The organism is Modestobacter caceresii, assembly GCF_000761485.1.
Taxonomy (GTDB): Bacteria; Actinomycetota; Actinomycetes; order Mycobacteriales; family Geodermatophilaceae; genus Modestobacter; species Modestobacter caceresii.
The window spans coordinates 37,953-60,379 of record NZ_JPMX01000023.1 but is presented as its reverse complement, the minus strand read 5'-3'; the positions used below and the strand labels follow the sequence as shown (position 1 = coordinate 60,379).

19 protein-coding genes are annotated in these 22,427 nt (G+C 75.2%); 12 read left to right on the top strand and 7 right to left on the bottom strand.

Annotated features, from left to right (window positions below):
- Nucleotides 1–2: 2 nt before the first annotated feature.
- Together IN07_RS07190 and IN07_RS07185 are read right to left on the bottom strand one after the other, a co-directional pair.
- Nucleotides 3–1,859, bottom strand: coding sequence for a S9 family peptidase (locus IN07_RS07190; RefSeq protein WP_036334696.1), 1,857 nt, complete (start codon nucleotides 1,857–1,859; stop codon nucleotides 3–5).
- 138 nt (nucleotides 1,860–1,997) lie between these two features.
- Nucleotides 1,998–3,782 (bottom strand): N-acetylglutaminylglutamine amidotransferase, encoded by a 1,785-nt coding sequence (locus tag IN07_RS07185; protein WP_036334695.1) that lies wholly within the window; start codon nucleotides 3,780–3,782, stop codon nucleotides 1,998–2,000.
- 287 nt (nucleotides 3,783–4,069) lie between these two features.
- Here IN07_RS07185 and sepH point away from each other — a divergent pair, with 287 nt between their 5' ends.
- The 4 genes from sepH to IN07_RS07165 all read left to right on the top strand — a co-directional run bounded on the left by sepH (nucleotide 4,070) and on the right by IN07_RS07165 (nucleotide 9,495).
- Entirely contained in the window at nucleotides 4,070–5,083 is a 1,014-nt protein-coding gene (gene sepH, locus IN07_RS07180) for a septation protein SepH (protein WP_036334693.1), read from the top strand.
- Between the two features lie 69 nt (nucleotides 5,084–5,152).
- On the top strand, nucleotides 5,153–6,976 hold the full coding sequence (locus IN07_RS25110; protein ID WP_052090994.1) for an ABC transporter ATP-binding protein: 1,824 nt from the start codon (nucleotides 5,153–5,155) through the stop codon (nucleotides 6,974–6,976).
- Nucleotides 6,973–8,841, top strand: coding sequence for an ABC transporter ATP-binding protein (locus tag IN07_RS25105; protein WP_156119068.1), 1,869 nt, complete (start codon nucleotides 6,973–6,975; stop codon nucleotides 8,839–8,841). The genes IN07_RS25110 and IN07_RS25105 overlap by 4 nt, the downstream gene beginning before the upstream one ends.
- A gap of 180 nt (nucleotides 8,842–9,021) precedes the next feature.
- Nucleotides 9,022–9,495: a general stress protein gene (locus IN07_RS07165; RefSeq protein WP_036334692.1), complete on the top strand. Its 474-nt coding sequence runs from the start codon at nucleotides 9,022–9,024 to the stop codon at nucleotides 9,493–9,495.
- Between the two features lie 22 nt (nucleotides 9,496–9,517).
- Here IN07_RS07165 and IN07_RS07160 read toward each other — a convergent pair whose 3' ends face one another.
- Together IN07_RS07160 and IN07_RS07155 are read right to left on the bottom strand one after the other, a co-directional pair.
- Entirely contained in the window at nucleotides 9,518–9,751 is a 234-nt protein-coding gene (locus tag IN07_RS07160) for a hypothetical protein (protein WP_036334691.1), read from the bottom strand.
- Nucleotides 9,752–9,804: 53 nt separating this feature from the next.
- A complete protein-coding gene (locus IN07_RS07155; protein ID WP_231558034.1) occupies nucleotides 9,805–10,614 on the bottom strand; it encodes a TrmH family RNA methyltransferase in 810 nt (269 codons plus the stop codon).
- A 62-nt stretch (nucleotides 10,615–10,676) separates the two neighbouring features.
- On the opposite strand from IN07_RS07155, the gene IN07_RS07150 reads away from it, so the two are divergent.
- From IN07_RS07150 to IN07_RS07115, 8 genes are all read left to right on the top strand, one after another.
- Entirely contained in the window at nucleotides 10,677–11,651 is a 975-nt protein-coding gene (locus IN07_RS07150; RefSeq protein WP_036334752.1) for an NAD(P)/FAD-dependent oxidoreductase, read from the top strand.
- A gap of 161 nt (nucleotides 11,652–11,812) precedes the next feature.
- Nucleotides 11,813–13,891 carry a putative bifunctional diguanylate cyclase/phosphodiesterase gene (locus IN07_RS23845; protein ID WP_052090993.1) on the top strand — a complete coding sequence of 693 codons (2,079 nt, stop codon included), beginning with the start codon at nucleotides 11,813–11,815 and terminating at the stop codon, nucleotides 13,889–13,891.
- An 87-nt stretch (nucleotides 13,892–13,978) separates the two neighbouring features.
- Nucleotides 13,979–14,689: an ABC transporter ATP-binding protein gene (locus tag IN07_RS07140; protein ID WP_036334689.1), complete on the top strand. Its 711-nt coding sequence runs from the start codon at nucleotides 13,979–13,981 to the stop codon at nucleotides 14,687–14,689.
- Nucleotides 14,686–15,453, top strand: coding sequence for an ABC transporter permease (locus tag IN07_RS07135; protein ID WP_036334687.1), 768 nt, complete (start codon nucleotides 14,686–14,688; stop codon nucleotides 15,451–15,453). Before IN07_RS07140 ends, IN07_RS07135 begins: the two co-directional genes overlap by 4 nt.
- A gap of 74 nt (nucleotides 15,454–15,527) precedes the next feature.
- A complete protein-coding gene (locus IN07_RS07130) occupies nucleotides 15,528–16,097 on the top strand; it encodes a TetR/AcrR family transcriptional regulator (RefSeq protein ID WP_206330497.1) in 570 nt (189 codons plus the stop codon).
- Nucleotides 16,098–16,109: 12 nt separating this feature from the next.
- Nucleotides 16,110–16,853: an ABC transporter ATP-binding protein gene (locus tag IN07_RS07125; protein WP_052090992.1), complete on the top strand. Its 744-nt coding sequence runs from the start codon at nucleotides 16,110–16,112 to the stop codon at nucleotides 16,851–16,853.
- On the top strand, nucleotides 16,850–17,536 hold the full coding sequence (locus tag IN07_RS07120; RefSeq protein ID WP_052090991.1) for an ABC transporter ATP-binding protein: 687 nt from the start codon (nucleotides 16,850–16,852) through the stop codon (nucleotides 17,534–17,536). The genes IN07_RS07125 and IN07_RS07120 overlap by 4 nt, the downstream gene beginning before the upstream one ends.
- Nucleotides 17,533–20,226: an ABC transporter permease family protein gene (locus IN07_RS07115; protein ID WP_036334685.1), complete on the top strand. Its 2,694-nt coding sequence runs from the start codon at nucleotides 17,533–17,535 to the stop codon at nucleotides 20,224–20,226. The genes IN07_RS07120 and IN07_RS07115 overlap by 4 nt, the downstream gene beginning before the upstream one ends.
- Nucleotides 20,227–20,329: 103 nt before the next feature.
- Here the strand turns inward: IN07_RS07115 and IN07_RS07110 are convergent, their stop codons facing one another.
- Genes IN07_RS07110 through IN07_RS23840 form a run of 3 tightly spaced genes read right to left on the bottom strand, consistent with a single transcriptional unit; the run spans nucleotide 20,330 to nucleotide 22,327 of the window.
- On the bottom strand, nucleotides 20,330–21,157 hold the full coding sequence (locus IN07_RS07110) for a thioesterase family protein (protein ID WP_036334684.1): 828 nt from the start codon (nucleotides 21,155–21,157) through the stop codon (nucleotides 20,330–20,332).
- Nucleotides 21,158–21,200: 43 nt separating this feature from the next.
- A complete protein-coding gene (gene thpR / locus IN07_RS07105; RefSeq protein ID WP_036334746.1) occupies nucleotides 21,201–21,743 on the bottom strand; it encodes an RNA 2',3'-cyclic phosphodiesterase in 543 nt (180 codons plus the stop codon).
- A gap of 35 nt (nucleotides 21,744–21,778) precedes the next feature.
- Nucleotides 21,779–22,327 (bottom strand): hypothetical protein, encoded by a 549-nt coding sequence (locus tag IN07_RS23840; protein WP_156119067.1) that lies wholly within the window; start codon nucleotides 22,325–22,327, stop codon nucleotides 21,779–21,781.
- Nucleotides 22,328–22,427 lie beyond the last annotated feature (100 nt).

Sequence of the window (22,427 nt, the reverse complement as noted above, 5' to 3'; positions counted from 1 at the left end):
GGTCACAACCAGCGATCGAACCACTCGGCGACCCGCTCCGACAGGTGCAGCACGTTCTCCCGTCCCACGATCGTGTGACCCTCGCCCCGCAGGAGGAGCAGCTCGGCCGGCGCACCGAGCGCGGTCAGCTCCTGGTGCGCCTGGATCGACTCCAGCACCGGCACGTTGGTGTCCCGGTCGCCGTGGGTGAGCAGCACCGGCGACCGCAGCCGGTCCAGCACGGTCATCGGGGAGATCGCGGCCAGCATGTCCCGGTCGGTGACCGGGTCGCCGTACTCGGTGACCGAGGCCGCCGCCATCCACGGCTCGGTGCCCGCGAAGAAGGTGCGCAGGTCGCTCATCCCGGCCAGCGTGGCGCCGGCGGCGAACAGGTCCGGCCAGCGGGTGAGCGCCACCAGCGTCAGGTAGCCGCCGTAGGACCAGCCGTGCGAACCGACCTGCCCCGGCAGCGCGATCCCCTCGGCCACCAGGTGGTCGACGGTGGCGACGACGTCGGTGAACGACTCCTCCCGGGCAGCGAGGTCGTCGGCGGCCATGAACGCCCGGCCGTGCCCGCCCGAACCGCGCACGTTCGGCGCGAAGACGGTCAGCCCGGCCGCGACCAGCGACTGCGCCACCGGGTGGTAGTCCGGGCGTTCCTGCCCTTCTGGGCCGCCGTGGAAGCTCACCACCGTGCGGTTGGGGCCGTCCACCCCCGGCGGGGCGTACAGCCAGCCGTCCAGCTCGGTGCCGTCGGCGGCCGGGTAGCGCAGCCGGACCGGCGTCACCAGCAGGTGCGGGTCGGGGTGGCGGGGCGTGCTGAGCAGCGGCACCGGCTCCCCGTCGACGTCCAGCGGTACCGACCACAGCGAGCGGGGGGACGTGGGGCCGGTCAGCTCGGCCAGCAGCGTGCCGCCGTCGGCCGACAGCGACCAGCCGGGCATGACCGGCTGCGGTAGCCGCACGGTGCGCAGCAGGCCGCCCTCGGCCAGGTCCCGCAGCTCCAGCTCGGTGACCCCGTCGGCGTTCCACACGCACAGCACCGTGCCGTCGGCGCGGACGGCGTAGGACTCCAGGTCGGCGTCGGGCCGGGTGATGAGCACCTGGGCCGGGCCCGGCTGCCGACCGGCGTCCACCGGGACCCGGACCAGCGCCGTGCGGTCGCTGCGCGGCAGCCCGGGCCGGGCCGGGAGCGCGGCGCGGAGGAAGACGGCCGAGCCGTCCGGGGCGAACCGGCCGTCCTCGGAGGCGCCGCCACCCGGGGCGTCGAGCGGGATGACCCGCTGCTGGGCGCCGCTGGCGACGTCGACCAGCACGATGTGCCGGTGCCCGCGCGGACCCCGCCGGGCCAGCACCGTCCGCTCGTCGGCGGAGACCGCGGTGACGGCGAGGAAGCCGCCGGTGGCCAGGGTGCGGTGGGCGCCACTGACCACGTCGACCAGGACGACGTCGGCGCCCGGGCCGTCACCCGGGGCGATCGAGCAGACGTAGTGGCCACCTGCGGTCCACCCGCCGGCGAAGACGGTGGCCCGCGGGTCCTCCCCGGCCACCAGGTGCCGCTCGGTGCCGTCGGGCCGGACCGCCCACAACTGCGCGCAGATCGAGCCGCCGGGGCTCACCAGGTAGGCCAGCCACCCGCCGTCCGGCGACCACGCGACCGAGACGACCTCCTCGTCGGCACCGGACAGCACCGCCGGCGGGGTCTGCTGGTCGAGCGCGGCGACCTCCAGCCGGGGGACGCCGGAGCGGTCGCTCACGTAGGCCACCCGGTCCCCCGTCGGCGCCAGGCTGGGGCACCAGGCACCCGGGGCGCCGGCGATCTCGGCGACGGCGAGGCGCACCTCGGTGGACAGTCCGGTCTGGCGCAGGACGTCGGTCACGGCACACCTCCTCGGTCGGGGATCGGTCGGGCGGCGCGACGGGTGCCACACCGCACCACGCCGTCCGTCGGCCCCGAGTGGAGCAGACGGACGGCGTGGTGGTGTTCCTCGCCGCGCCGTGAGCGCGGCCACGTCAGGTCAGCGGATGCCGTGCCGCTGCAGCCACAGCTCGAGCAGACCGACCTGCCACAGCTGGTTGGCGCCCAGGGTCGTGCGGTGGCTGTTCGGGTCGGCGAGCAGCCGTTCCACGTAGTCGGTGCGGAACAGGCCGCGTTCCCGAGCCTCCGGTGCGTGCAGCGCCGCGCGCACCGTCTCCAGGTAGTCGCCGTGCAGGTCGGTGATCGCCGGCACCGGGAAGTAGCCCTTCGGCCGGTCGATCACGTCCGCGGGGATGACCTTGCGGGCGGCGTCCTTGAGCACGCCCTTGCCGCCGTGGGCGAGCTTGAGCTCCGGCGGGACGGCGGCGGCCAGCTCCACGAACTCGTGGTCCAGGAACGGCACCCGGGCCTCCAGGCCCCAGGCCATCGTCATGTTGTCCACGCGCTTGACCGGGTCGTCGACCAGCATGATCGTCGAGTCCAGCCGCAGCGCCTTGTCCAGCGTCGTCTCCGCGCCGGGCCGGCCGAAGTGCTCGGCGATCAGCGCCCGGCTGACGTCGTCGGTCACCATCCAGCGGTCGGCGAGCTGGGTGGCCAGCTCGGCGTGCGACCGGTCGACGAAGCCCCGCGCGTAGGCGTCGACGGCCTGCTCGGCCGGGACGCCGTCCAACGGCGGGTACCAGTCGTAGCCGGCGAGCACCTCGTCGGCGCCCTGCCCGCTCTGCACCACCTTGACGTGCTGGCTGACCTGCTGGGAGAGCAGGTAGAAGGCGACCGCGTCGTGGCTGACCTGCGGCTCGCTCATCGCCGCCACCGCGCCGTCGAGACCGGCGTGCACGTCGGCGCTGGGCACCATCAGCCGGTGGTGGTCGGTGCCGAAGGTCTCGGCCACCACGTCGGAGTACGCGAACTCGTCACCGGACCGCTCGCCCACCGCCTCGAAGCCGATGGAGAACGTGGCCAGGCCCTTCTGCCCCTCCTCGGCCAGCAGGCCGACGACGAGGCTGGAGTCGATGCCCCCGGACAGCAGCACGCCCACCGGGACGTCGGCGACCATCCGCCGGCGCACCGCCACGCGCAGCGACTCCAGCACCCGCTCCTGCCACTCCCCGGCGGACAGGCCGGCGAACTCGGCCCGCCGCTCGTGCACCGGGCGCCAGTACTCCCAGTCGGACTCCCGGCCGTCGGCCTCGTAGGTGCGCACCGTGGCCGGTGGCAGCTTGCCCACCCCGGCCAGGATCGTGCGCGGCGCCGGGACGACGGCGTGGAAGGACATGTAGTGGTGCAGCGCGACCGGGTCGATACTGGTGTCCACGCCCCCGGCACGGACGAGCGCGGGCAGCGAGGAGGCGAACCGCACCCGGCCCGGCCCGCGGCTGAGGTACAGCGGCTTGATCCCGAAGCGGTCGCGGGCCAGCACCACCCGGCCGGAGTCCCGCTCGACGACGGCGAACGCGAACATCCCCAGGAACCGCTCGACGCAGGCCGCGCCCCACCGGTGGTAGGCCTTCAGCACCACCTCGGTGTCGGAGGTGGAGAAGAAGCGGTAGCCGACGCCCTGGAGCTCGGCGCGCAGCTCCTTGTAGTTGTAGATGATCCCGTTGAAGACCATCGTCAGCCCGAGCTCTGCGTCGACCATCGGCTGGGCGCCGGCGTCGGTCAGGTCGATGATCTTCAGCCGCCGGTGCCCGAGTGCGACCGGCCCGGCCTGCCAGCCGCCCGAGCCGTCGGGCCCTCGTCGCTGGAGCTGGTCGCACATCGCGCTGACCGCCGCCATGTCCGCGACGCCGCCGTCGAACCGGACCTCACCCGAGATGCCGCACACGTGCGCCCCTCCCCTGTTCCTGTGGTGCGGCGCCGCGCTGCGCCGGCTCGCTGTCCCGCCGTCCCCCTCGGCACGTGGCCGAGCGGGTCCGGGGCTGCCGAAGTGTCCATTCTGGTCGTTGCGGCGGGGTGCGGCGACCGGGCCTCCCGGTGAGCGCGAGGAGGCCTCGGGGGCCGCTGTCGAGCCGACGCGCCGTACCGGGCGTGTCGGCGGCGCGGGCCCGAGGGTCCGCCGTTAGCGTTGCGTCGGTCTGCGAACCGCGCCGAACCCTCCTGGAGGTCGCTCCCATGCGCTCACTGCGCCTCGTGGCGCTCTCCGAGGACGGCAGGCACCTGGTGCTCGCCGCGGATGCGCCCGACTCGACCGACGGCGAGCGCTTCGAGCTGCCCGTGGACGACCGGCTGCGGCAGCTGCTGCGGGCTGACGCCCCGGCCCAGCCCGCGGCCGAGGTGGCCGACGACCTGCCCCCGCGGGTCATCCAGGCCCGCATCCGGGCCGGCGAGACCCCCGAGCAGGTGGCGCACGCCTCCGGCACCCGGGTCGAGCGGATCATGCGCTTCGCCCACCCGGTGCTCCAGGAGCGTGCCCGGGTCGCCGAGCAGGCCCGCGGCGCGCGGGTGCGGCTGTCCGAGGGCACGCCCAGCGTGCCCCTGGACCAGTTCATGTCCGAGCGGCTGCGGCTGCTCGGCACCGACCTGGAGACCGTCGGCTGGGACGCGCACCGCGCCGAGGACGGCACCTGGCAGGTGCGTGCGGACTGGCAGGCCGGGCACAAGTCCGGCAGCACCCGCTGGAGCTATGACATCCCGGCCCGCACGGTGACCCCGGTCGACGCCACGACGATGGACTTCGCCGAGGGCACCCGGCTGGTCCGGGTCGTCCCGGACGTCCCGGCCGGTCTGCCCGCCGCACCGGTCGACCGCCGGGGCATCTCCGTGGTCCGCGGCGACGAGCACAGCGAGGACGAGGCGCAGCCCGACCCCGAGCCGGCCGACGACCACGGCGACGCGGACGACCAGGGGCCAGCCGACGGGACCCGGGACGACGGGGCTCGGGACGCCGTCCTGGCCGAGGGCGACCAGGTCGACGCGCTCCCCGCCGAGGTGCTCCACACCGGCGGGCTGCCCGCCGGCGACGGCCCGGACGACGGGCTCCCCCGCCGCAGCGCCTACGACGAGGTCGACCCCGACAACCAGGACACCGCGGTGCTGGGCTCGCTGCTCGACGGCGAGGACGAGGACCCGCGCGCCCGCATCCCCGCCTGGGAGGACATCGTCTTCGGGGTCCGCCGGAACCGCTGAACCCAGCGACTCGGCCGGGCTCCTAATCCGTTCGTCCCGGTCGGTCCCCCGGCATAGCCTGACTCGGCCATGACCGAGACCGCCGCCCCCGCCGACGACACCCGGGGCCGGCTGTCGGCCCTCACCCGGCTGCTGCCCTTCGCCCGTCCCTACCGCGGGCTCATCGCGCTGACCTTCACCGGCGCACTGCTCGCCACCCTCGCCCAGCTGGCCGTCCCGCTGCTCACGCCGGCTATCGTCGAGGGGCCGATCGCCCGCGGCGACCGGTCCGCACTCATCCCGCTGCTCGCCCTGGCGCTGCTCTTCGGTGTCGCCGAGGCGGCCCTGTTCTTCCTGCGCCGCTGGGCGATGAACATCAGCAGCCTGCAGATCGAGCGCGACCTCCGCGACACCCTGTACCAGCGGCTGCAGCGGCTGCCGGTCACCTTCCACGACCACTGGTCCTCCGGTCAGCTGCTGTCCCGGGCGACCTCCGACGTCTCCACCATCCGGCGCTTCGTCGGCTTCGGCGCGGTCTTCCTGATCGTCAACCTGCTCACCTGCGTCGTCGTCGGCGTGCTGCTGGTGGTCACCTACTGGCCGCTGGGCGTCGCGGTGCTGGCCACGACCCTGCCGCTGGTCTTCTTCGGACTGCGCCTGGAGAAGCGGTACAACGCCGAGTCCCGGCTGGTGCAGGACGAGCAGGGCGAGCTGGCCACCGACGTGGAGGAGGCCGTCCAGGGCATCCGGGTGGTCAAGTCCCTCGGCCGCAGCGGGATGGTCTTCGGCCGCTACGACCGCAAGGCGCTGCGGCTGCGCGACATGGAACTGGGCAAGGTCCGCACGCTGGCGCTGATCTGGTGCCTGTTCGAGTTCCAGCCGCAGATCACCCTGGCGGTGATCCTGGTGGGCGGCTCGCTGGCGGTCGGCAGCGGCGCCCTGACCGTCGGCGGGCTGATCGGCTTCGTCGCGCTGTTCACCGTGCTGCTGTGGCCGATCCTCTCCCTGGGCTTCCTGCTCGCCCAGGCCCAGGAGACGGCCAGCGCCTGTGACCGGATCGGCGAGCTGCTCGACGCCCCGCTGACCGTCACCGACTCCCCCGGCGCCCGGCCCGCCCCGGTGGGCACACCGGCCCGGTTGCGCTTCGAGCACGTCGGGTTCCGCTTCCCCGGGGCCGGCGACCCGGTGCTCACCGACGTCGACCTCGAGGTCGAGCCCGGCGAGACGATCGCGCTGGTCGGCGCCACCGGGTCGGGCAAGACGACGATGACCGCGCTGGTCGCCCGGCTCTACGACGTCACGAGCGGGCGGATCACCCTCGACGGCCACGACGTCCGCGACCTCCCGCTGGCCCAGCTGCGCACCGTGGTGGCCACGGCGTTCGAGGAGGCGACGCTGTTCTCGATGAGCGTCCGGGAGAACGTCACGCTGGGCCGCCCGGACGCCGGGGACGCGGACGTGGCCGAGGCGCTGCGGGTGGCCCAGGCCGACTTCGTGCACGAGCTGCCGTGGGGCCTGGACACCCGGATCGGCGAGCAGGGCCTGTCGCTGTCCGGCGGGCAACGGCAGCGGCTGGCGCTGGCCCGGGCGGTGCTCGGCCGGCCGTCGGTGCTGGTGCTCGACGACCCGCTGTCCGCCCTCGACGTGCACACCGAGGCCCTCGTCGAGCGCGCGCTGCGGGAGGTCCTCGCCGAGACGACGGCGTTGGTGGTCGCCCACCGGGCCTCCACGGTGGTGCTCGCCGACCGGGTGGCCCTGCTGGAGGAGGGCCGGATCACCGCCGTCGGGCGGCACACCGACCTGCTCGCGCAGGTGCCCGCCTACCGGGCGCTGCTCTCCTCGGAGTCGGAGCTGGCGGGGTCGATCGACGCCGACCGGAGCCGCACCGACCTGAGCGGGGCGGGCTGCCCATGACCACCCCGGGCACCGGCGCCGCCGTGACCACCACCACCGGCGCACCGGCCGACGCGCACGCCGACTGGCGGGGCGTGGCCGGAGAGGACGCCGACGACCTCGACACCTCCGCCAGCTCCTTCCTCCGCGGCCGCTCCCGTCGGCTGCTCGGCGAGCTGCTGCGGCCCCACCGGCGGGTGCTGTGGCAGCTGCTGGCCGTGATCGTCGTGCAGAACCTGGCCTGGCTGGCCGGCCCGCTGCTGATCGGGATCGGCATCGACGTCGCCGTCCCGGCGCTGCTGGACGGCGATCCCTGGCCGCTGGTCTGGACGACGGCGGCCATGGTCGCCGCGGCCGTGCTGGACGCCGCACTGCGCTACCGGTTCCTCATCGGCTCCGGGCGGGTCGGCCAGGCGGTGCTGCTCACCCTGCGGCGGCGGGTGTTCACCCATGTCCAGGGGCTGCCGCTGTCCTTCCACGAGCGGTACACGTCGGGCAAGACGATCAGCCGGCTCACCAGCGACGTCGAGGCGCTCGCCGAACTGCTGGACGAGGGGCTCGACGGGCTGCTCACCGCCCTGTTCAGCGTGGTGTCCATCGGCGTCCTGATGCTGGTGCTCGACCTGCCCCTGGGCCTGGTCGCGCTGCTCGGCCTCCCGGCGCTCTACCTCGTCGGCCGCTGGTTCCAGCGCAGCTCCACGGTGGCCTACCGGCGCACCCGGCAGACCATCGCCGCCCTGATCGTCCAGTTCACCGAGACCTTCGGCGGCATCCGGGCGGTGCACGCGTTCCGCCGGGAGCCGCGCAACGACGGCCTGCACGCCGAGCTGAACGAGGCCAACCGGAAGGCCCACCACCGCGCCTTCTGGCTGATCGCCGTCTTCGTGCCGACGGTGACCATGATCGGCAACCTGGTCACCGTCGCGGTGCTCGGCTACGGCGCGCTGCGGGTGATGGACGGTGACCTGGAGGTCGGCTTCCTGCTGTCGTTCCTGGTCTACCTGCGCCGCTTCTTCGACCCGCTGCAGGACATCGCGATGTTCTACAACAGCTACCAGTCGGCGAGTGCGGCGCTGGAGAAGCTGTCCGGCGTCCTCGAGGAGCGCTCCAGCGTGCCGGAGCCCGCCGATCCGCTGCCGCTGCCCTCGCCGACCGCCGGGGAGGTCGTCTTCGACGGCGTCCGGTTCGGCTACGGCGGCGCGACCGTGCTCCCGCAGCTGGACCTGACGATCCCGGCCGGGCAGACCGTCGCGCTCGTGGGGGCGACCGGCGCGGGCAAGTCCACCCTGGCCCGGCTGGCCGCCCGGTTCTACGACCCGGGCGCCGGGCAGGTGCGGCTGGACGGCGTCCCGCTGGACCGGCTCGCCGACGCCGACCTGCGCCGGGCGGTGGTGATGGTGACCCAGGAGAGCTTCCTGTTCTCCGGGTCGATCGCCGACAACATCTCCTTCGGCAAGCCGGACGCCACCCGGGCCGAGATCGAGGCGGCGGCCCGGGCGATCGGGGCCGACGCCTTCATCCGGGCGCTGCCGGAGGGCTACGACACCGAGGTCGCCAAGCGGGGCGGGCGGCTGTCCGCCGGTCAGCGCCAGCTGGTCAGCTTCGCCCGGGCGTTCCTCGCCGACCCCGCGGTGCTGGTGCTCGACGAGGCCACCAGCTCCCTCGACGTGCCCAGCGAGGTGCTGGTGCAGCGGGCACTGCAGACGCTGCTGGCCGACCGGACGGCGCTGATCATCGCCCACCGGCTGTCCACGGTGGAGATCGCCGACCGGGTGCTGGTGATGGAGGCCGGCCGGGTCGTCGAGGACGGGTCCCCCGCCGAGCTCGTGGGCGGGGCCGGGCGGTTCGCCGACCTGCACCGCGCCTGGGCCGACAGTCTCGTCTGATGAAGGACCCCCTCCTCCCCACCACGAGCAAGCTCGCGGCGGTACCCGGGAGGGGGCCGCAGGAACAGGGGGTCCGCGGAGGTCGTTCCGGGTAGTACGCCGGTCGTCGCCCTGCGGGATGCGAGGGGTGGCCGGAACGTCCGGCCTCCGCCAGCAGGCCGGCGCGGAACGGAGACAGACATGTCAGCTTCGGTGTCCATGCCGCTCGGCGGCGTCCAGGTCGGGTCCTACGAGGACTACGAGCAGGCCCAGCGGGCGGTGGACTTCCTCTCCGACGAGAAGTTCCCGGTCGAGAACGTGACGATCATCGGCACCGACCTGCGGATGGTCGAGCGGGTCACCGGCCGGCTCAGCTGGGGCCGGGCGATCGCCGCCGGTGCGGCCAGCGGCGCGTGGTTCGGGCTCTTCGTGGGCCTGCTGCTGGGCATCTTCGCCGCGGACGGCGGCGGCTGGATCGGCTCGGTGCTCACCGGCCTGCTGATCGGGCTGGTGTTCGGCGCGGTCTTCGGGGCGGTCGGGTACTCGACCAGCCGCGGGCAGCGTGACTTCACCAGCACCAGCAAGGTGGTGGCCAGCCGCTACGACGTGATGTGCGCGCCGCAGCACGCCGAGCAGGCCCGCGCCGAGCTCGCCAAGCTCTCGCTGCGCGGCTGAGGCAGCGGGCGCACCGCCGGCATCACGTGCCGCCGGTGCCCCCCGACCCCGTGCGCTGCCCCGGGCCGTCGATGCCGCGGTAGGCGTCGGCGTTGCCGTGCACGGCGGCCCCACGGAGCCTGGAGCCCGCGTCACCGGGCAGCCGGGGACCGTCAGCGGACATCCGGGCACGGCGGGCCTTGGCGCGGTGGTCCAACAGGGCCGCCGCCGCGAGCAGCGCCACCAGCAGGACGCCGGTCACGATCAAGAACGTCATGGCGGAACGGTAGGGGCCGGAACGTCGCAGCGGGAGCGCCTCGCCGCGCGAGGTCAGCGCAGCGTGGCGAAGGCGACCGCCGCAGCGGCGGCCACGCCGAGGGAGTCCACCCCGCTGCGCATCGGGATCCGGGCGCGTACCCGGGCGGCCGCCTTGGCCGCGTCGGTGAGCCCGGGGCCCTCGGCGCCGAGCAGGACGGCGGTGCGCGGGTGGGCGGCGAGGTCGACGTCGCCCAGGTCCACGGCGTCGGCCGCCGGGGTCAGCGCCACCGTGAGGTAGCCGGCGCCGTGCAGCCGGTCCAGGTCCGTGGGCCAGTCGCCCAGGACCGCGATCGGCAAGGACAGCACGTGCCCCATCGACACCCGCACGCACCGCCGGTACAGCGGGTCCGCGCAGGTGGGGTCCAGCAGCAGGCCGTCGACCCCGAGGGCCATCGCCGACCGGGCGATCGACCCGATGTTCTCGTGGTCGTTGAGCCCCTCGAGCACCGCCAGCCGGCGCGGCGCGGCCGGGTCGGGGCCGGCCAGCAGCTCGTCCAGGTCCGCCGGCGGCAGCCGGTCGGCGGAGGCGAGCACGCCCCGGGTCAGCCGGAACCCGATGACGTCGGAGAGCACCCACCGGTCGGCCTCGTAGGCCGGCACGTCGTCGGGCAGCTGCAGGTCGGCCACCCGCCCGGGGATGCCGAAGACGCTGCGCACCGGGTAGGGCGAGGCGAGCAGCCGCTGGACCGCCGGCACCCCCTCCACGATCACCGGTCCGGTGCCGCGTTCGGTCCCGGGCTTGCGGTCGCCGGCGATCAGGTCGCGGAAGTCGGCGACCCGCTCGTCGGCCGGGTCGGTGATCAGCACAGGGGGGACGGGCACGCCGACGATCATCCCCGGCCCCCGACGCGCACGATCCGGTGGCCGCCAGCAGGATCGACCGGGTGAGCAACGCGGAGACCACGACCGTCGTCGGCGGCGGCATCGCCGGCATCGCCTGCGCCCGGGCCCTGGCCGACCGGGGGCTGCCGGTGCAGGTCTTGGACCGGGGTCGCCGGCTCGGCGGCCGGATGGGCGGCCGGACCCTGCACGGCCGCGCCGTCGACCTGGGCGCCTCCTACTTCACCGTGGGTGAGGACGACGGGTTCGCCCGGGTCGTCGCGGGGTGGGTGGACCGTGGTCTGGCCCGGCCGTGGACCGACACCTTCGCGGTCGCCGGCCCGGCCGGCATCGAGCGGACGACGTCCGGGCCGCTGCGGTACGGCACCGCCGGCGGCCTCCGCGGCCTGGTCGTCGACCTCGCCACCGGGCTGGACGTGCAGCTGGATCGCACGGTGCAGGCCGTGACCCCCGGATCCGGCGGGCACCCGGCCGTCGACGGCGACCCGGCGGCCGCCGTCGTCCTGGCCATGCCCGACCCGCAGGCGGCCCGGCTGCTGCCCACCGGCTCGGCCACCGCCGGCTCCCTGGACACCGGCGGCTGGCAGCCGACGCTCGCCGTGGCGCTCGGCTGGCCCGACCGCCGCTGGCCCGCCGACCTGCATGGCGTCTTCGTGCACGACTCCCCGGTGCTGGACTGGCTGGCCGACGACGGCGACCGGCGCGGGGACGGCGCCCCGGTGCTCGTCGCGCACACGACACCCGAGACCGCCGCCGCACACCTGGATGCCCCCGAGGACGCCGTCCCGGCGGTGGTCGCCGCCGTGCGCACCCTGCTCGGCATCGACGAGGAGCCGGAGTGGACCCACGTCCACCGGTGGAGCATGGCGAAGCCGACGGCTCCCCGGGACGAGCCGTTCGCCCTGGTCGACGGGGTGGGTCTGTGCGGTGACGGCTGGTCGGCGCCGTCGAAGGTCGCCGGCGCATGGCAGTCTGGCGACGCGCTGGGCCGGGCGCTGGCCGGCCGGCCGCCCGCCTGACCTCAGCACCGGCCCTCCCCGCCGGACCGGACCACCCCGGAAGGGAGCGCCGTGCCCTCGCCGCGGAGCGCTGCGCACTGCAGGTCACGGTGACCCACCCTCCTGGGGGAGACACGCACCGCCGCGCTGAAGTGCGCAGCTCAGGGCGCCGATCCGTCCGCATGGAGCGGACGACCGACGACGGGGCGACCCCGGCCCGCTGGTCGGCGTTCACCGTCCTCGCCGTGGGCATGGCGCTGCTGGGCCTGGCCGTCGGTGCGGTCTTCCCGTCCTTCGCCGAACTGCTCGGCGTACCCGCCCGGTACACCGGCGCGCCCACGTTCCGGGCGGCCTGCCTGGCCGCCGGTCTCGTGCTGGGCTGCGCCAACTGGCTGCTCGTCCGGCAGGTCATCGGCTCCCGGCTGCGGGTGCTGGCCGGCCGGCTGTCCGACATCGCGACCACCGTCGGCAACCCGGTTGCCTCGGCGCAGGGCCCGGCGCGGCCGGCCGCCGACCTGGCGCTCCCGGTCGGCTCGCGCGACGACCTGGGCATCACGGCGGCCGCGTTCAACGCCCTGCTGGCCGCCCTGGACCACGAGCGCCGCTTCCGGTCGGCCGTGCACGCGAGCAACGACGTCATGGCCCTGCTGACGCCGACCGGGGAGATCTCCTTCCTCTCCGACTCGGTCGCCGACGTGCTCGGCTGGACCCGCGAGGAGCTGCTGGGCCGACACGCCGGCGAGCTGCTGCACGTCGAGGACGCCGACCTGTTCACCGACTCGGGCGCACCGATCGCCCCGGAGGGTCACGCGCTGTCCCAGGTGTTCCTCGTCCAGGCCCGGCACCGGGACGGCAGCTGGCGGCACCTGGAGGTCAGCTCCTCCGACCGTCGCGGCGACCCGGTCATCGGGGGCCTGCTGATCACCGCCCGGGACGTGACCGACCGGCTGGAGCTGCAGCAGCGGCTGGCCTTCCAGGCCACCCATGACGCGCTCACCGGGCTGCCCAACCGCGCGGCCCTGCTGGCCCGGGGCGCGGAGCTGCTCACCGGGCCGGCCCGGCTCGCCGTGCTGCTGATGGACCTCGACCGGTTCAAGGAGGTCAACGACACCCTGGGGCACAGCTACGGCGACCGGCTGCTCGCCCAGGTCGGCCCGCGGCTGCGACCGCTGGTGCGCGACGTCGACCTGGTCGCCCGGCTCGGTGGCGACGAGTTCGCCGTGCTGCTCCCCGGCGTCACCGCGGCCGAAGCCTGCGCCGCAGCCGCACGCCTGCAGGCCGCCCTCGGGACGCCGTTCCTGGTCGACGGCCTCGCCCTCGACGTCGACGTCAGCATCGGGGTGGCCGTGGCCGGTGCCGAGTCGCTGGACATCGGTGCGCTGCTGCGCCAGGCCGACATCGCCATGTACACGGCCAAGGAGCGGCAGAGCGGGGTGCAGCTCTACGACCCCAGCGCCGACGACCACGACCGGAGCCGGCTGCTGCTGCTCTCCGAGCTGCGCCTCGGGCTGGCCGAGAGCCAGCTGGTCGTGCACTACCAGCCGCAGCTGTCGCTGGGCTCCGGCCGGGTGACCGGCGTGGAGGCGCTGGTCCGCTGGCAGCACCCGGTCCGCGGCCTGCTGGGCCCCGCGGAGTTCCTCCCGGCCGTCGAGCGGACCGCGCTGATCGAGCCGCTCACCGACGCCGTGCTGGACGCCGTCCTGGCGCAGCTGCGGGAGTGGTGCGCGGAGGGGATCGCCGTACCCGTGTCGGTGAACCTGTCGGCGCGTTCGCTGATCCGCGCGGACCTGCCCGACCGGGTGCTGAGCCGGCTGCGCACGCACGGCGTCCCTGCGGCGATGCTGCGGCTGGAGGTGACCGAGAGCGCACTGCTGACCGAGCCGGAGAGGGCCCGGGAGGTGCTGGGGCGGCTGCACGCCGCCGGGGTGGCGATCTCGATCGACGACTTCGGCACCGGCTTCTCCGCGATGAGCCACCTCAAGCACCTCCCCGTCAGCGAGATCAAGGTCGACCGCAGCTACGTGGCCGAGATGACCTCCTCGACCGAGGACGCTGCCGTGGTCCGGTCGGTCATCGACCTGGGCCACGAGCTGGGGATGACGGTCGTGGCCGAGGGCGTGGAGGACACGCTCACCGCCGAGGCGCTGGTCTCCCTGCGGTGCGACGTCGTCCAGGGCCACCTGTTCTCCGTGCCCCGGACGGCCGGCGACGTCACCGACTGGCTGCGCAGCGCCGCCCGCTCCCCCGCCGACCGCTCCTGAGCCGTCCCGCACGGGCGGGCCTTGACGCTCGAGGAAGAACTCACCTACCGTTGAGTTCATCATCCGTTGAGTTCTTCGGAGGCCGTCATGGACGCCGTCACCGTCACCGATCTCGTCGTGCACCGCGGTGCCCGGCAGGTCCTGCACGAGGTGGGCTGCTCGGTCCCGTCCGGGCAGGTCACCGGCCTGCTCGGACCAAGCGGGAGCGGGAAGAGCACGCTGCTGCGCGCCGTCGTCGGCGCCCAGCGGATCCGGTCGGGCACCGTGACCGTGCTCGGCCGGCCCGCCGGTTCGGCCGCGCTGCGGTCCCGGGTCGGCTACGTCACCCAGGCGCCCAGCGTCTACGCCGACCTCACGGTGCGGGAGAACGCCCGCCACTTCGCCGCCCTGTACGGGCGGGGAGCGGCGGCCGCCGACGCAGCGATCGCCGACGTCGGGCTGGCCGACGCCGCCGGCCAGCTGGTCGGTGACCTCTCCGGCGGCCAGCAGGGCCGGGCCTCGCTGGCCTGCGCCCTGGTCGGCGAACCGGAGCTGCTCGTGCTGGACGAGCCCACCGTCGGGCTGGACCCTGTGCTCCGGGTGGAGTTGTGGAGCCGCTTCCACGCCCTGGCCGCGGCCGGGACGACGTTGGTCGTCTCCAGCCACGTGATGGACGAGGCCGGTCGCTGCGACCGGCTGCTCCTGCTCCGCGACGGCCGGCTGCTCAGCGACTCCACCCCGGCCGAGCTGCGCGCCCGGACCGGCACCGACGACCTGGAGCAGGCGTTCCTCTCGCTGGTGCAGGAGGTGGCGGCATGACCACCGCGCTCTCCCCGAGGTTGACCTCCGCCACCGCTGGCCGGGTGCTCCGCCAGCTGCGGCACGACCACCGCACGGTGGCGATGCTGCTGGTGCTGCCCAGCGCCCTGCTCGGACTGCTCTACCTGCTGTGGGCCGACGTGCCGACCCCACCCGGGCAGCCGGAGACGTTCGACCGGGTCGGGCTGACGATGCTCGGGGTCTTCCCGTTCGTGGTCATGTTCCTGGTGACCAGCATCGCCATGCTGCGGGAGCGCACCTCCGGCACGTTGGAACGGCTGCTCACCACCCCGCTGTCCCGGCTGGACCTGCTGCTCGGCTACGGCCTCGCCTTCGGCCTGGCCGCGGCGGCGCAGGCGGTGGTCACCGTGGCGATCGCGACCACGGTCTACGACCTGGACGTCACCGGTTCGCTGTCCCTGGTCGTGCTCATCGCCGTCGTCGACGCCGCCCTGGGCGTGGCGCTGGGCCTGCTGGCCAGTGCGTTCGCCCGCAGCGAGTTCCAGGCGGTGCAGCTCATGCCGGTGGTCGTGCTGCCCCAGTTCTTCCTCTGCGGGCTGCTGGTGCCGCGGGACCAGCTGGCCGGCTGGCTGCAGGCGGTCAGCGACGTCCTGCCGCTGAGCTACGCGGTGGCGGCACTGCAGGAGGTGGGCGCCTCGGTGGAGGCGACGGGCACCATGTGGGTCGACGTCGGCGTGGTGGCCGGCGCGACGCTGCTCGCCCTCGGGCTCGCGGCGGCCACCCTGCGGAGGAGGACCAGCTGAGCGACCCGGCGGCACGACCACGGCGCACCCGCCCGACCGGACGACGTCCGGGCAACCCCGACACCCGGGAGGCGGTGCTCGCCGCGGCCCGGGCCACCTTCGCCGAGCGTGGGTTCGACGGCGCCTCGATCCGGGTGATCGCCACCGCGGCAGGGGTCGACCCGGCGCTGGTGCACCACTACTTCGGCAGCAAGGACAAGCTCTTCCTCGCCGCCATCGAGGCCCCGGCCGACCCCGAGGAGCTGCTGCCCGAGCTGCTCGCCGGCGGGACGGCGGACCTCGGCGCCAGCGTCGTCCGGCTGCTGCTGCAGGTGTGGGACGGCCCCGGCCGGGCGGCGGGGCTCGCCCTGGTCCGGTCGGCCGTGACCAACGAGTGGACCGCGCGACTGCTCCGGGAGTTCCTGGTCTCCCAGGTGCTGCGCCGGGTGGTCGGCACGCTCGGACTGCCCCGCGCCGAGGGCGAGGCCCGGGGCTCCCTGGTCGCGTCCCAGCTGATCGGGGTGGTGATGGCCCGCTACGTGCTGCGGGTGGAGCCGCTGGCGTCGGCGTCGGCCGACGAGCTGGTCGCCGCGATCGGCCCCACGGTGCAGCGGTACCTGACCGGGGACGTCGACCTCCCTGGTGTCGTTGCGCCCAGCACCTAGGCTCTCGCCTCGATGACCAGCGACGAGGCCTTCTCCTTCGCCTCCGACCCGCTGGCCGACCCGGTGTTCACCGCGCCCGAGACGCCGCCGGCAGCCGTGTGCCGCAGCGTGCGCAAGACCTACCGGACGGCGAGCGAGTCGGTGACCGCGTTGGACGACGTCAGCGTGACGATCCCCCGCGCCCAGGTGACCGTGGTCGTCGGCCCGTCCGGGTCGGGCAAGTCCTCGCTGCTGCGCTTGCTGGCCTGCATCGACTCCCCCGACGCCGGGGAGGTGCTCATCGCCGGCCGGCGGGTCGACCAACTGGGCGCCCGGGCCCGCCGGGCGCTGCGGCAGCGGCAGGTCGCCTACCTCTTCCAGCGCCCCGGCGAGAACCTGCTCCCCTACCTGGACGCCGTCGCCCAGGTCCGGCTGGCCGCCTCGCTGCGGGGCGCCCCGGTCACCGTGGCCGCGGCGCTCGTCCTGCTCGACCGGCTGGGGCTGCGCGAGCGCGCCGACCACCACCCCGCGCAGCTCTCCGGCGGGGAGCAGCAGCGCCTGGCGGTGGCCTGCGGCGTCGTCGGCGACCCGGCGCTGGTCGTCGCCGACGAGCCCACGGCCGAGTTGGACACCGCGGCCGCCGAGCGGGTGCTCGTCGCGATGGAGGACCTCGCCGCGGCCGGGGTCGGCTTCGTCATCTCCTCGCACGACCCCCGGGTGATGGCCATCGCCGACGGTTTCGTGCGGCTGGACCACGGCCGGCTGGTGGCCTCGTGACGCCGCGCCTGCAGCCCGCCGGCGGGTTCACCGGCACCGGGCTGGTCAAGCGGTTCCGGCGCGGCGCGGAGACCGTCTCGGCGCTGGCCGGGGTCGACCTGCGGGTAGACCCCGGGGAGTTCGTGGCCCTCGTCGGCCCCTCCGGGTCCGGGAAGAGCACCCTCCTCGCGCTGCTCTGTGGCTGGGAGACCGCCGACGAGGGCGAGCTCGCCTACCTGGGCCCGCTCGCCGACCGCCGTCCCGACGCCTTCGGCTGGCGGGACCTGGCGCTGGTGCCCCAGGCCCTCGGGCTGGTCGCCGACCTCAGCCTGGCCGACAACGTGCTGCTGCCGGCCCGGCTGAGCGGCACCCTGGCCGCCGAGGAGCCCCGCGCCCGGTCGCTGCTGACCGCCTTCGGCGTCGACCACCTCGCCGACCGCTACCCGCACCAGGCCTCCCTCGGCGAGCAGCAGCGGGTCGCCGTCGCCCGGGCGCTGCTGCTCCGCCCGGCGGTGCTGCTGGCCGACGAACCGACCGCCCACCAGGACCGCGGCCACGCCGACCGGCTGCTCGACGCCGTCACCGACGCGGCCCGCGAGGGGTCGGCGGTGCTGATCGCCACGCACGACGAGATCGCCTGGGGCCGCGCCGACCGGGTGCTGTCCATGCGCGACGGTGTGGTCACCGAAGGCGCCGCCTCGTGAGCCGGCCACCGCTGTGGCGCCTGGCGCCGTGGACCCGCGCGCCGTGGCTCGGTCTGCGCCAGCCGGCCGCCGTCATCGCCGTCCTGGTGACCTCGGCGATCCTGGCCTGCGCGGTCGCCTCCGCCCAGCTGTTCCTCTCCTCCGCCCGCTCCGCGGCGCTGCAGCAGCAGCTCTCCCAGCGCTGCGACGAGGTGGCCCGCCCGCAGACCGGCGTCCAGTCGGCTCTCGTGGACGAGCAGTTCCAGCCGCTGGACGGCGGGGACGGCAGCACCCGGCCGGAGCTCGACGGGTCGCTGCTGCAGGCCTGGACGGACGACGGGCTCGCGGCCGAGCCGGTGCTGGCCACCGCCTCCATCGGCTCGTCCTCCCCCCGTTCCGAGCCGGCCGTCATCGGCGGTCCGGACGGGTTCCCACTCTCCGCGCAGGTCAGCCTCTTCCACCGCCCGGCTGCCCTCGAGCACGTCGAGGTGGTCGACCGTGGCGAGGAACCCGGGATCTGGGTACCGGAGTCCGTGGCCGAGCAGGAGGGCCTCGCGGTCGGTGACCCGCTGACCTTCAACACCCAGACCGCACCGGTCGCCGGCGTCTACCGCGACCTCGCCGTCGCCAGCGCCGACGACCCCTGGTGGTGCGACTACCGGCTGCTCTTCTCCAACGAGGCCTCCGCGAACACCGCCCCACCGGCGCTGCTGCTCGCCTCGGACGAACGCACCTTCTACCGGCTCGCCACCGCCTCGTGGGGCTGGGCGACCCGGCTCCAGCAGGCGCCGGTGGACGCTGCGTCGCTGTCGGTCAGCGACGTGCGCCGTCAGCAGGACGTCCAGCAACGGATCACCGCGGGCACCGGCCTGCCGCTGGAGTTCGACGGCACCGGTGTGGGGATCGCCGTGCCCAACGACCGGCTGCCCGACGTGCTGGAGCGCGCTGCCCTGATCGAGTCCGGGCTGCGTGGCCCGGTCGTCCCGGTCGCGGTGGCCGGTGCACTGCTCGCCCTCGTGCTGGTCGCCGCCGCCGGGAGCTTCTGGGCCGACCGGCGGGCCACCGAGGTGCGGCTGCTCGCCGCCCGCGGGGTGGGACCAGTGCCGCTGGCCGGCAAGGCCGCGCTGGAACTCGGGCTGCCCGCGCTGGTCGGGGCGGCCCTGGGCTGGGCGGCGTCGCGGGTGTTGATCGCCGGGCTCGGCCCCGCAGACGACCTCGACCCCTCGGCCACCACCACGGCCGCCTGGGCCGGGGTCGCCGCCTTCGCGGTCGGGCTGGGCGCGGCCTCGGCCGTGGCCGGGCTGCGGGCCCGCGGCACCGCCGAGCGACCGCTCGGTGCGGCCCCGAGGTGGCCGGCCCGGGTGCCGTGGGAGCTGGCCCTGCTGCTCGGAGCCGGTTGGTGCTGGCTGTTGCTGCAGTCCCGCGACGCGGTCGTGAGCGTGGCCTACGTGGCCCAGGTGAACGGGTTGCTGGTCGCCTTCCCGCTGCTGGCGATCGCCGGCACCGCCGTCCTGCTCGGCCGACTGATCACCGCGCTGCTGCCTCGGCTGCGCCGCTGGGCGGGACGCCGCTCCCCCGCCGTCTTCCTCGCCGTCAACCGGCTCACCGCCGCCCGGCTGGCCAGCGCGACGCTGCTGGTCGCGGTCACCCTCCCGGTCGCCGTGCTGGGCTACACCGCGACGTTGACCGCCAGTGCCCAGACCACCTTGGACGCCAAGGTCGGCGTACAGATCGGCGCGGCTGCGGCGGCCGCCACGGTCACCCGGTTCCAGGTGACCCCGGCACTGGAGGCGGCCGGCACCTACGTCGTCCGCTACGACGGCAGCGCCGAGGCGGCCGGCGACGACGGCGGGCGCACGGACGTCCAGGTGCTGGCCGTCGACCCCGACGACTTCGCCGACACCGCCTTCTGGGACGACTCCTTCGCCGACCGCTCGCTGCCGGAGCTGATGGCCGCACTCACCGGACCGGAGGTCGACGGCCGGCTGCCGGTGGTCGCCGCCGGGCTCCCGGCCGGCGACCCCGACCTCCGACTGGGCAGCACGGAGGTGCCGGCGGAGGTGACCGCCACGGCCCGGGTCCTCCCCGGACGCCGCAGCGACGACCCGGTCGTGCTCGTCCATGCCGATCGGCTGCCGGAGATCACCCGGAACGCCGGGGCCGCGCCCGCCGCCGAGCTGTGGACGAACGGTGACCTCGGCGCCGGGATCGACGCCCTCACCGACGCCGGCGCGCAGAACATCCGCGTCCTCACCCCCGGCGGGGTGCAGGAGAGTGCCAACTTCCTGGGCATCACGTGGACCTTCGGCTACCTCTCCGCCCTCGCCGTCTTCGTCGGGGTGATCGCCGTCGGCGGGCTGCTGCTGTACCTGGAGGCGCGTTCCCGCAGCCGCGTCTCCGGCTACGTGATGGCCCGCCGGCTCGGGCTCTCCCGGGGCGCGCACCTGCGCTCGCTGCTCGTCGAGCTGGTCGGGGTGGCCGTGGCCGGGCTGCTGCTGGGCGCCCTGCTGGCGGCGGGGGCCGTGGCGCTGGTGTACCGGCGGCTGGACGTCGACCTGCTGCGGCCGCCCACGCCGCTGCTGGACGTGCCCTGGCCGGCGATCGCCGGCACCGCGGTGGCCACCGTCGCCGTCGCCGGGCTCGCGGCGCTGTACGCCCAGCGGGCCGCCGACCGCGCCGACCCGGCGAGCGTGCTCCGCGAGGACGCCTGAGCCTCGGTCCCCTGCGGACAGCAGTGATCAGGTGACCTGATCAATGGCTGTCCCCCTGCACCGACGTTGGTGCGGGAGGACAGCTGTGGATCAGGTGACCTGATCACCGTGTGCGCGGCGCCCGGGCGAGCTGGCGGCTCTGCGCCACGAGCCGGCCGGTGGAGTCCCAGATCCGGTAGTCCTCGTCCAGCCAGCCGCCGGCGATCTCGTTCGCCCGCGCCTCGACCAGGCACCAGCCCGGTGCCGGCAGCGCACGGACCAGCACCTGCAGCTGCACCGTGGGCGCCCAGCCGAACACCCCGATCGCCCACGACGTCGGCGGCAGCGCGTCGGCGAAGGTGACCAGCGCCAGCGGGTCGGGCTCGCGGCCGTCGGCGAACCGCAGCCAGGCCCGCATCATCGGCTCCTCGCCCGGCTGCCCCAGCGCCCAGCCGGCGGTCAGCGGGTCCAGCCGGACGTCGACCCGCTGGGTGAGCCCCGGCACCGACACCGACGGCGGCGCCAGGTGGGCGTTCTCCGCGATGGAGAAGCAGTCCTGCACGGGGGTCGCGGTCGGCATCGGCGAGGAGAAGGCCGCGGCGTCGGCCGTGAGCGTCGCCGTCGTCGCCTGGACGGTCACCGCCGGCCCGGCGGCGTCGGCCAGCACGACGGCCGAGTGGGCCAGCGTCCGGCCGGCCGGCCCCGGGGTGACGGTGAGCGTCGCCGGCCCGGCCGCGGCGGCGTGCAGGTAGCTGGCCGACAGCGCGACCGGGTGGGCGTGCGGCGACTCCAGGACGGCGGCCCGGCCGGCGACGGACAGCAGGTACCCACCGTTCAGGATGCCGCCGCCGACGTCCCACCCCGGGTCGAGCTCGGCGACCAGGCCACCGCCCTCGGTGCGGGCGACGGCGGTCGCGGTGTCGAACGCGGAACGGGGTTCGGGCTGCGGCACGGCGGACAGAGTGCCAGGCCGACCACCACCGCAGGTCGAGGGCTCAGCCGACCGGCCAGGCCGCCGTCCGCTCGTAGCGCGGCTCGGGGCCGAGGTGGCTGCGCCACAGCACCACCTCACGCACCGGCCAGACCGGCCCGCGGTACCCGGCGAGCCGGTCGGGCAGGTCGCCGTCCGCCGGCTGGCCGGGCCGCCACCGCCCCACTGTCAGGTGCGCCCGGAACGGCCGGTCCTCGACGGGGAGGCCGACGGCCCGGGCGGCGGCGGACAGCCGCCCGGCGAGCGCGGTCAGCTCCGGCACGTCGCCGCCCAGCCCGACCCAGCAGACCGACGGACGACGGCGCGACCCGAACCGCCCACCACCGGCCAGCTGCAGGGACATGGGCGGCGTGCGGGCGACCGCAGGGGCCACCGCCGCGCGCAAGGGGGTCAGCAGCGGCGCCGGCACCTCGTCGAGGAACGCCAGGGTCAGGTGCCAGCGGGACGTCGGCGTCCACCGCGGCGCCCCGGGGGTCGGACGCAGTGGCTGGAGCGCCCGGTCGAGGTCGCTGACGGCCGGTGCGGGCGGGTCGACGGCGAGGAACAGCCGGCCGGCCGAGGGGAGCCGGGGTGCCGACTCGGTCAGTCGGTCACCACCAGCCCGGCGGCCTCCAGCGCCCCGAGCAGCCGGATCCGCTCGAGCTCGCGGGCCTCCTCGGGGACCTCGGTCAGCTGCTGGGGCACCTCGAGCAGCACAGCGGTCTCCACGAGCAGGTCGTCGTAGGCGGCCAGCAGGCCGCGGCGCCGCTCCATCGGCATGCCGCCGGGCACCATGGCGAGCTCGCGGGCGAGCCGGCGCAGGTCGGCCGCGACCCGCTCCAGCGGCCGATGTGGGCGCTCGGTCGGCCCGCTCGCCACCGTGTTCCGCGGCACGCGACGCCCGGCGGGGTGGGAGCCGGTGGCCCGGCGGCGGGGCGGTGCCGTAGCGGGGAGGGGTGCGGCCGGGCGGGCGGCGGACTCGGGGACGGCCCGGGCTCGGCGGCGGGCCGCCCGGTCGGCCTGGAGCTGGCCGGTGGCCCAGCGGAGCAGCAGGACCAGGACGGCCACGCCCACGACCAACAGGGCGACGGTGCCACTCAGCTGCAGCAACGACGCCCCGGCTTGCGCGGAGACAGACCCTCCCAAGGGCACGTACCGAAGCTACGTCGGACACCGCCCTGTGACAATGCGAACGCTGAGCGCTACCGCGTCGGTTGCCGGGTGTAATCAGTCAATCACCCGGATGCGCGCG